Source organism: Mycobacterium vicinigordonae (assembly GCF_013466425.1).
Taxonomy (GTDB): Bacteria; Actinomycetota; Actinomycetes; order Mycobacteriales; family Mycobacteriaceae; genus Mycobacterium; species Mycobacterium vicinigordonae.
In genome coordinates this window covers 705,503-715,186 of sequence record NZ_CP059165.1, presented here as the reverse complement: position 1 = coordinate 715,186, position 9,684 = coordinate 705,503, and the positions used below count along the sequence as shown (strand labels likewise).

The window sequence follows — 9,684 nt, the reverse complement described above, 5'->3', positions numbered from 1 at the left end:
TAGCCTCACGAAGTTAGCATTCCCTAAGCTAACTGTCGAGGCGGTCAATTGCGTGCCGTACGCCACATCGCTCCCATTCTGACCCTGGCTGACCAGCATTTCTCCGTGCCTCGAACGAACGCGGGTCACTGGCTCAGCAGCTTACTGAATATGATTTTCATTAACAACACCGGGCTTATCCTGACTCCCCGGGTGGCGGCCAGGTCTCCGGCAGCATCGGCACCACCGGTCCCGACCCGAAATCATCCTCGGGCAGCGTCGTCAACCCGTTGGCCTCGGCCGTTGCAGGGCCGCCAATCGTCCCGGAAAACCCCATGAACCCCGCCCCCCGGTCCGACGCCACCGGCCCGGTCACCGGGTCTGGTTCGGCGCTCAGGTACTCGAAGCGATGGCCGCGATCCTGCATTGCCGCCTGGCGGCGCCGACGCGCCCGCGCCTGCTCCAACCCGGATGTGGCGGCTGCCGCTGGCGCCGACGCAGCATGCGGCTCGGCGGCCTTGCGGCCGGCGCTGGACTTCGCCGCCGAATTGGCACCCAAACCCGGACCACCCACCAAATACGGAAAGCCGGTAGGTCCCGCGCCCGGGGCAGGAGGCGCAGGAGGCGCCGACGCCGAAACGACGGTCGATGCGGGCGGCGCTGATGCCGGCGCCGGCCCCGGCGCCGGGGTTGCTGCACCCGGGACGAGCGGGGAGCCCGCGGGCGCGGACAGGCCGACGGCGGGCACCGGGGCCACCGGCGCCGCGCTCGGCGAGGTGCCGGCGCTGGTCCCGGCGAGCCCACCCAGACCAGCCAGGCCGGCGAAACCGAAACCGGCCGTCGGCAACGCGAAAGCCGCCGGCAGGAGTAGTTGCAGCTGCGGGAACGTAGTGAGCGCCTCACCCGCATGCCCAACCTCATCGGCCACCAGCAGGGGCAGATCGTTCTCCAACTGCCCGATGGCCGCCGACGGATTCTCCGGAAACTCCTCGACATCCCTGGCTAGGGTCTCGATGACTTCGGTGACCCGATTCAGCCACCAACTCAACTGGGTCGGGTCGCCACCGTCGTTGTCGATGATCCCGCCGTCGCCGTCACCGTCGTCATCGGCAGCCTCGATCTGCGGGGCCGGGTCGGCCGGCGCCGCTGACGCCACCGCGGCGCCGGAAGCCTCTTGATATGCGGTCATGGTGCCGGCCGCCTGAATCCACATCCGGACATAGTCGGCTTCGTTGAGCGCGATGGGCACGGTATTGATCCCGAAGAAGTTCGTGGCGAGCAACGCGGCGTGGGTCGCATGGTTGGCCGCCAGATCCGCCAGGGTCGGCATGGCGGCCAGGGCTGCGGTGAACGCCGCCGCGGCGGCCTCGTGCCGGGCAACCGCCTCGGCGCTGGCGACACCAGCCCGCTGCAACCACGCCAGGTACGGCAGATGGGCCGCCACGTATCTGCCCGCGGTCGGCCCTTCCCACCCGCCCGCCTGCACAGCCCCCAGCACGTCTGCCAATTCGTCGGCCACCGCCGTGTATTCCAAACTCAACAAGTTCCAGGCGTGCGCGGCCGCGAGCAGCCCGGCAGGTCCCGGCCCGCTGCTCAGCAGGGCCGAGTGGGTCTCCGGTGGAAAGGCCAGCCAAACCGGCACGTCCTAGTTGTCGGTGCCGGACCGACCATAGTTCCCGCAACCACCGACTTTTCTTGTCGTCCTCAAAGGAAACTCCTACGAGAACAACAGGGCTACGGTTTGGTCGCGCTGACCAGCGTGTTGCGGGCGAACATCGACGCCGCCTCGGATTCTGGACCCGGTATTGGGCGGCCGACCTCGCTGATGTAGTCGTTGAGCGGCGTGCCGATCGCCGTCCAGCCATGTTGACCGAACCACTCGGTGGCCGGCGCATACTGCTCGTTGTAGACGAGCTGGAAGAACGGACGTTGGCTGCCGTCCGGTTCGGCACGTTCCTCGGCAACCTTGGCCTCGAACTCGTCTCGGGGCAGCGGGGCGCCATCCTCCACCGCGACGTGACTGCCGGGGCCGGCCAGTGCGTCGATGCCGGTGAACAGCTGCTCCTGCGCGGCGGCCGGGAGGTAGATCAACAACCCCTCAGCAATCCAGGCGGAAAACTGGGTGGGGTCAAAGCCGCTTTCTCGCAGCGCTTGTGACCAGTCGTCACGGAGGTCGACGGCGATCTCACGGCGCTCAGCGCGCGGCTGCACGCCGTGCTCCGCCAGCACCCGGCGCTTGAATTCGAGCACCTGCGGCTGGTCCAACTCGAAGATCGTCGTCCCGTCCGGCCACGGCAACCGGTAGGCCCTCGAGTCCAGGCCGGCGGCCAAGATAACGACTTGGCGAGCACCGGCCGCCGCGGCGCGCTGGAAGTACGCGTCGAAATACTTGGTGCGGGCCGCCTGGAAGTTGACGAAGTGCTGACCGAAGTCGTCGCTCTTCAGTTCGTGGTCGGGCGCCTTACCGTCGAGCACATCAGCCCAGGTGCCCCCGACGGCACGACAGAACATCTCCGCATACGGGTCGACCACCAGCGGATCGGGCTTCTGCGCCTCCAGCGCCCGCGCGGTGGCGACGAACAGCGCCGTCGAACCGACACTCGTGGTGATGTCCCAGCTGTCACGCTCACTTCGCACCCGAACGACTGTACGCGGGTTCCGCGTGGTCAGCCGCGACCAGGCTCCCAGGATTGGGGCAGCATGGGCACCCTTGGGCCACCGCCGAATTCATCGTCGGCCAGCGCTGTGAGCCCGGCCACGTCAACGGCCGCTTCGTTGCGCACCGTGCCGGCAAAGCCCAGGCTTCCGGCGCCCTGATTCGACGCCACAGCAGCCAGATCGGGTTCGCCCGGCACGTCCCACTGCGGGTCGACGTCGACGTTCATATCCGCGAACTCGTCACCGTAATCGCGCTGCGCGGTACGCCGGCGCCGGCGCCGGCGCGCCTGGGCGCGGGCTTCTGCTGCAGCCGCGGCCGCCACGGAATCGGGCTCCGACGCCTTGCGTCTGGCGCTGGCCACGGCACTCATCCCCGAGCCGAATCCGACCCCGGGACCACCACCGACCAGGAACGGGAAGCCGAACCCCGCGGCGGCCGGCGCTGGGGGCGGGGGCGGCGCGGGGCTGCTGAGGGTGCTGGTCACGGTCGTTGCCGTAGGTGCGGGTGCCGCGGGGGCGGCGGATGCCACGACCGAGGGGGCCGCCGTTGAGACCGCCGGCATCGGCGGCGTCGCCGCAGCCGGCGGGACTATCGCGGGCGGCAGCGCAGGCTGGATCCCGGCCAGACCCGCCAGACCCGCCAACCCCGTGACTGACCCCAGGTTGGCGATGGCTCCACTGATCGCCACCGCCAACAATTGCGGAGACTGACCAACCGCTTGCAGAGCCTGAGCAACGTGTGTCGGCCAGTCGAACTCGGCGAGTTCCACCAGATACTCGAATGCGGCGGCGGGATTAGTGAACAGCTGCTGCACGAACGTCTGGAACTGCTGGCCGAACTCCAGCGAGCGGGCCACCCACCACAGCGGTTGCGTCGCATCGGTGTAGTCGTGCATGTGCACGCCGTTGAGGGTGCCCTCGAGGGGATCCCAGTCGATCTGCCCATTGGTCACAAACCGCAGCAGATCCGCGACGAGGTAGTCGAGGGCGGTGGGGTCGCCGTGATCGTGGTCCTCGTGGCCGCCCTCGTGGTCGTGGTCGTGGTCGTGGTCATCGTCGGCGTGCACGATCTGGGGTGCCGCACTGCTCTGCGGCGTGGCAGCCAGTGCGGCAGTGGACACGGCATCGTAGGCGGCCATCGCGGTGGCAGCCTGAACCCACATGCGAGCGTAGTCAGCTTCGTTGAGTGCAATCGGGATCGTATTGATCCCGAAGAAATTGGTGGCCACCAGCACGCCGTGAACAGTGTGGTTGGCGGCCAACTCGACCAGAGTCGGCATGGCCGCCAACGCTGCGGTGTAGCCGGCGGCGGCAGTTTCGTGCTGCGCGGCCGCGGACAGACTCTTGGCACTGGCTTGCGTCAGCCAGGCCAGGTACGGGACATGTGCGGCGACGTATGCGCCGGCACTGGGCCCTTGCCAGGCCCCGCTCTGCACCGCGCCCAGCACCGCGACGAGTTCCTCGGCGACCTCGGTGTACTCGGCACCCAGGGCCGACCACGCCGCAGCGGCGGACAGCAACGAGCCGGGGCCGGGGCCGGTACTGAGCAGAGCTGAATGAACTTCGGGCGGAGAAGCAATCCATACCGGCATAGCTCACCCAACCCGCCAGATGAATATGGTTTTCATTATCGACTATTCGACACCACTGAGCGTCGCGGCGCAAGTCCGCTGAAGAGTCGAGCTCCGGTTTGCCGCTTTGCCGCGTCAACGAAGCGTTCACGTCAAGGAAGGCTTTGCCCCATCAAAGGCCCCCACAAAAACCCCAAGAAAGGCCCCAAGAAGGTTAGGGAAACAGCGGTAGCTGCCACAGACGCATCCCCGGATCCAGCAGCCACAGTCGCATCAGGGTGATCCGCATGATCCGCTGCGCGCCGCTGATCAGCAGGATCGCCATCGGCACCTCGATCAGCAGTGCCGTGACGATTGACACCCACACGTCCTCGGGACCAGCGGTCATCAGGTCGAACCATGCGTCGCAGATCAACAGCACTCCGCTGGTGAACGCGGTGAGCAACAGCAGTTGCCGGCGCAGATACCCCAGCACAGCGGTCGCCAGCATGAAGCCGACCAGCAGGACGTCGAAGCCGACCCAGGTGGCCGGCCAGTTGTGCGCCACATAATTGGGCGGCAGAGTCAGCGCGAGAAACCCGATCCAAGGGATCAGGACGACCGACCCACCGATGATCAGCCCCAGCCGAATCCGCCGCCTACGGCCGAAGTCGGCGGGCTCGACCAGGTCACCCAGCGGTTGCTCGAGTCGCGAGATCAACTCCCGGCGCTGCGCCGGAGTCAGCGCCGTGATCTGCTCGTCGCTCAGAAGGTGCTGTGTCACAACCGAAGACTGTCAAACCCGACGACTAGGGAGCGACGACAAGCGGGGGCCGCCGGTCGGCGGCGGTCTTGGGTACGGCGGGGACGTCAGCTTCGTTGAATTCCCTTATCCAGCAGGCAAACTCCAGCATGATGCCGTCGGGGTCCTGGAAGTAGAAGGAGCGTACATACACCCCGGGATGGACGGTCGCCGACACCTGCATCGGGCTCTCATCGTGATTGAGCACCGGACCGACCCGCACCCCCTTCTCCTTCAGACGCTGCCGGTAGGCGTCGAACTTGTCCGCTGGAACGTGAAAGGCGAGGTGATTCATCGTGCTCACCGCGCTGGTGATGTCGCCCAGTCCCGGTAGTGCGCCGGGCGAGCTGAGGCCTGGCACCCGATCGGCGGCCTCGGCGAACCAGAAGAAGGCGACGCAGTCGCCGTTGCCGGCGTCAAAGAAGAAGTGCTGACCCGCACCCCCAGGCAGGTCAAGCGACTTGATCAGCGGCATACCCAGGATGTTGCTGTAGAAGTCCACGGTGCGAGCCATGTCGGAACAGACCAGCGCGACGTGGTTGATCCCGCCGAGTTCGAACTCCGAGTTGGTGTTGTGCGGCTTGATCATCGCCCGCCTCCCTACCTAAGATCCAAACCTGAATCTAACATCAGATTCAGGTTTGCGGGAGGTGCATGAGATGACAACCGCGGCCGAACACACCGGGCGCCCCGCGCGCCCCGTAAGGTCAACCACCCATCGGGGCCGGCGTACTCAGGCCGCCATCGATGCTGCCGCGCGAAAAGTAATCGCACGCAAGGGAATCCTCGCGACGACGATCGCCGATATCGCCGCCGAGGCCGGACGGTCGGCGGCGTCCTTCTACAACTACTACGACTCCAAAGAAGCGATGGTGCGCCAATGGGCGCTGCGCTTCCGCGACGAGGCCAACGAGCGCGCCGCCTCGGTGACCCAACACGGTCTGTCGGAGCGCGAGCGCGCGCACCAGGCGGCCGCCGCGCACTGGCACACCTACCGGCATCGCCTCGCCGAGATGATCAGCGTTTCACAGTTGGCGATGGTCAACGACGACTTCGCCGAGCACTGGGCCGAGATGTGCTCGATCCCAACCTCGTTCATCGCAGAGTCGGTCAGACGCGCCCAATCTCAAGGCTATTGCGCGGGCGACGACCCGCAGCTGATGGCCGAGGCGATCGTGGCGATGTTCAATCAGTTCTGCTACATCCAGCTCACCGGCGCCGGCGAGGCTGATGACCAGGCTTGCATCCGGACGCTGGCCAATGTGTACTACCGGGCCATCTACCATGAGGAGGGTCGCCCTTGAGCGAGATCATCCGCGAATTTATCGGTCTGCCGTCACCGTCGGCCGGGCGCGCCGGCGCAGGCGGACACCCCTGCCAAGGGCTCTATCACCGCATGGCGGGCCATCGGCCGAAAGTGGCAATGATCGCCACGCACTATCAAATCGACTTCTCCGAGCACTATATCGCCGAGTACATAGCCGCCCGCGGCTTCGGATTTCTGGGCTGGAACACCCGGTTCCGCGGCTTCGAGAGCAGTTTCCTACTCGACCACGCACTGGTCGACATCGGTGTCGGCGTGCGCTGGCTCCGTGAAGTGGCCGGTGTGGAAACGGTAGTGCTGCTGGGTAATTCGGGAGGCGGTTCGTTGATGTCCGCCTACCAATCCCAGGCGGTGGATCCGAACGTGAGCCCGCTGCAGGGCATGCGGCCCGCCGACGGCTTGACCGATCTAATCGTCGCCGACGGCTACGTCGCCACCGCCGCGCACCCGGGACGACCGGACGTGCTGACGGCCTGGATGGACGGTGCCGTCGTCAACGAAAACGACCCAGTGGCAACCAATCCGGAACTCGATCTGTTCGAGCAGGACCTGCCCTACTCCCCGGAGTTCGTCGAGCGGTACCGGGCGGCGCAGGTGGCGCGCAATCACGCGATCACCGACTGGGCCGAATCGGAGCTCGAACGGGTCAAGGCGGCGGGTTATTCCGACCGACCGTTCACGGTGCTGCGCACCTGGGCCGACCCGCGGATGGTCGACCCCACGCTCGAACCTACCAAACGCCAAGCCAATTCGTGCTATGCGGGTACGCCGGTGAAGGCGAACCGCTCTGCGCGCGGTATCGCCGCCGCCACCACGCTGCGCAATTGGCTGGGGATGTGGAGCCTGCGGACCGCGCAAACCCGGGCCGAGCCGCACTTGAATCGCATCACCTGCCCGGCGCTGGTGATCAACGCCGAGGCTGACACCGGCGTCTACCCGTCGGACGCCAAGCGGATCTACGACGCGCTGGCCTGCACCGACAAGTCGCAGGCCACGGTTGACACCGACCACTACTTCACCACGCCGGGCGCCCGCGACGAGCAGGCCGACATCGTCGCCGAGTTTTTAACTCAGCGGTGGGCCTGAGCGGGTCATGGTCGCCAACCAACCGCCCGGTTGTTAGCTTGGAAGAGCCTGTCCGAACGGACGTCGAGAGCAACGGGAAGGCAACCAATGCCGATCGCGATAAACCCTGAACACCAAGCCCTGGCCGACTCAGTGCGGTCCCTGGTAGCGCGGGTGGCGCCCTCGGAGGTTCTGCACGCTGCCATGGAAACTCCGCTGCAGAATCCGCCGCCGTACTGGCAGGCCGCCGCCGACCAAGGCCTGCAAGGAGTGCATTTGGCCGAATCGGTTGGCGGTCAAGGCTTTGGCATCCTCGAACTGGCGATCGTGCTGGCCGAATTCGGCTACGGCGACGTACCCGGGCCCTTCGTGCCGTCGGCGATCGCCAGCGCACTAATCGCCGCACACAATCCCAAGGCAGACGTGCTCGCCGAGCTGGCAAGCGGCGCGGCTATCGCTGCCTACGCGCTGGACTCGAGCCTGACCGCAACGCGCCACGGTGACGAGTTGGTCATCCGCGGCGAAGTCCGCGCGGTACCCGCCGCGGCACAGGCGTCGATTCTGGTGTTGCCGGTGGCGATCGACAGCGGCGAAGAGTGGGTGGTGCTACGCGCCGACCAGCTCGAGATCGAGCCCATCAAGAGCATCGACCCGCTGCGGCCCGTCGCCCATGTGCGGGCCAATGCCGTCGAAGTCGGTGACGACGCAGTGCTGAGCAGCCTGAGCATGACGACCGCGCACGCTCTGATGACTACGCTGCTGTCGGCCGAGGCGGTGGGCGTGGCGCGCTGGGCCACCGACACCGCGTCGGGTTATGCCAAGATCCGCGAGCAGTTTGGCCGGCCGATCGGCCAGTTCCAGGCCATCAAGCACAAGTGTGCAGAGATGGTTGCCGACACCGAGCGTGCCACTGCGGCGGTGTGGGACGCCGCCCGCGCCCTGGACGAGGCTGGCGACGCCGACGCCCATGTCGAGTTCGCGGCCGCGGTGGCGGCCACGTTGGCCCCGGCGGCGGCGCAGCGCTGCACGCAGGACTGCATCCAGGTGCACGGCGGCATCGGTTTCACCTGGGAGCATGACACCAACGTCTACTACCGCCGCGCGCTGATGCTGGCAGCGTCGTTCGGCCGCAGCTCGGAGTACCCGCAGCGGGTGGTGGACACCGCAACCACCACCGGCATGCGCGCGGTGGACATCGACCTAGACCCCGAGACCGAGCAGCTGCGGGCCGAGATCCGCGCCGAAGTCGCCGCGTTTAAAAAGATGGATCGCGACGCTCGCACCGTTGCGATCGCCGAGTCCGGTTGGGTGCTGCCGTATCTGCCCAAACCGTGGGGCCGGGCGTCCAGTCCCGTCGAGCAGGTGATCATCGCGCAGGAGTTCACCGCCGGCCGGGTCAAGCGCCCGCAAGTGGGGATCGCGGCGTGGATCATCCCGTCGATTGTCGCGTTCGGTACCGAAGCACAGCAGCAGCGCTTCCTGCCGCCCACCTTCCGCGGTGAAATGGTTTGGTGCCAGCTGTTTTCCGAGCCGGGTGCGGGTTCGGACCTTGCCGGACTGACGACGAAGGCCACCCGAGTGGACGGTGGCTGGCGTATCACCGGCCAGAAGATATGGACCACCGCCGCGCAGTTCTCGCACTGGGGCGCGTTGCTGGCACGGACGGACCCAAACGCCCCCAAACACAACGGGATCACGTACTTCCTGCTCGACATGAAGAGCGAAGGCGTGACAGTCAAACCGCTGCGGGAACTCACCGGGCAGGAGTTCTTCAACACCGTCTACCTCGACGACGTGTTCGTACCCGACGAATATGTCCTAGGTGAGGTGAACCGAGGCTGGGAGGTCAGCCGCAATACCCTGACCGCCGAACGGGTTTCGATCGGCGGTAGTGACCTGAACTTCTTGGCCAGCCTGCCCGCGTTCGTCGAGTTCGTGCGCGACGGCCAATTCGATCAGATCGCCCAGCATCGCGCCGGTCAGCTGATCGCCGAGGGCCACGCCGCCAAGGTGCTGAATCTGCGCTCCACCCTGCTGACGCTGGCCGGCGCCGACGCGATGCCGTCGGCGGCGATCTCCAAACTGCTGTCGATGCGGACGGGGCAGGGCTACGCCGAATTCGCGGTGTCGTCCTTCGGCTCCGATGCCGTGATCGCGGATCTGGATCAGCCGCAAGGCAAGTGGGGCGACTATCTGTTGTCCAGCCGCGCCACCACGATCTACGGCGGCACCTCGGAAGTGCAGCTCAACATCATCGCCGAACGGTTGCTGGGCCTGCCCCGCGACCCGTAGGCCGAGTACCCGCT

General features: G+C 66.6%; 8 protein-coding genes. 3 read left to right on the top strand and 5 right to left on the bottom strand.

Features of this window, described 5'->3' with window-relative positions:
- Positions 1-175 precede the first annotated feature (175 nt).
- From H0P51_RS03020 to H0P51_RS03000, 5 genes are all read right to left on the bottom strand, one after another.
- The gene (locus H0P51_RS03020; protein WP_180916581.1) at positions 176-1,621 is read right to left on the bottom strand and encodes a PPE family protein; all 1,446 of its coding nucleotides are present in this window, start codon (positions 1,619-1,621) and stop codon (positions 176-178) included.
- A gap of 92 nt (positions 1,622-1,713) precedes the next feature.
- Positions 1,714-2,616 (bottom strand): class I SAM-dependent methyltransferase, encoded by a 903-nt coding sequence (locus tag H0P51_RS03015; protein WP_180916580.1) that lies wholly within the window; start codon positions 2,614-2,616, stop codon positions 1,714-1,716.
- Positions 2,617-2,645: 29 nt separating this feature from the next.
- The gene (locus H0P51_RS03010; RefSeq protein ID WP_180916579.1) at positions 2,646-4,229 is read right to left on the bottom strand and encodes a PPE family protein; all 1,584 of its coding nucleotides are present in this window, start codon (positions 4,227-4,229) and stop codon (positions 2,646-2,648) included.
- A 193-nt stretch (positions 4,230-4,422) separates the two neighbouring features.
- Positions 4,423-4,971 carry a hypothetical protein gene (locus H0P51_RS03005; RefSeq protein ID WP_180916578.1) on the bottom strand — a complete coding sequence of 183 codons (549 nt, stop codon included), beginning with the start codon at positions 4,969-4,971 and terminating at the stop codon, positions 4,423-4,425.
- Positions 4,972-4,996: 25 nt separating this feature from the next.
- Positions 4,997-5,578 (bottom strand): VOC family protein, encoded by a 582-nt coding sequence (locus H0P51_RS03000; RefSeq protein ID WP_180916577.1) that lies wholly within the window; start codon positions 5,576-5,578, stop codon positions 4,997-4,999.
- 70 nt (positions 5,579-5,648) lie between these two features.
- Between H0P51_RS03000 and H0P51_RS02995 the strand changes: the two genes are divergently transcribed.
- The 3 genes from H0P51_RS02995 to H0P51_RS02985 all read left to right on the top strand — a co-directional run bounded on the left by H0P51_RS02995 (position 5,649) and on the right by H0P51_RS02985 (position 9,670).
- Positions 5,649-6,293, top strand: coding sequence for a TetR/AcrR family transcriptional regulator (locus H0P51_RS02995; RefSeq protein WP_180916576.1), 645 nt, complete (start codon positions 5,649-5,651; stop codon positions 6,291-6,293).
- Positions 6,290-7,399 (top strand): alpha/beta hydrolase, encoded by a 1,110-nt coding sequence (locus H0P51_RS02990; RefSeq protein WP_180916575.1) that lies wholly within the window; start codon positions 6,290-6,292, stop codon positions 7,397-7,399. The genes H0P51_RS02995 and H0P51_RS02990 overlap by 4 nt, the downstream gene beginning before the upstream one ends.
- 87 nt (positions 7,400-7,486) lie before the next feature.
- Positions 7,487-9,670, top strand: a complete 2,184-nt coding sequence (locus H0P51_RS02985) for an acyl-CoA dehydrogenase family protein (protein ID WP_180916574.1) — start codon at positions 7,487-7,489, stop codon at positions 9,668-9,670.
- The last annotated feature ends 14 nt before the right edge of the window (positions 9,671-9,684 follow it).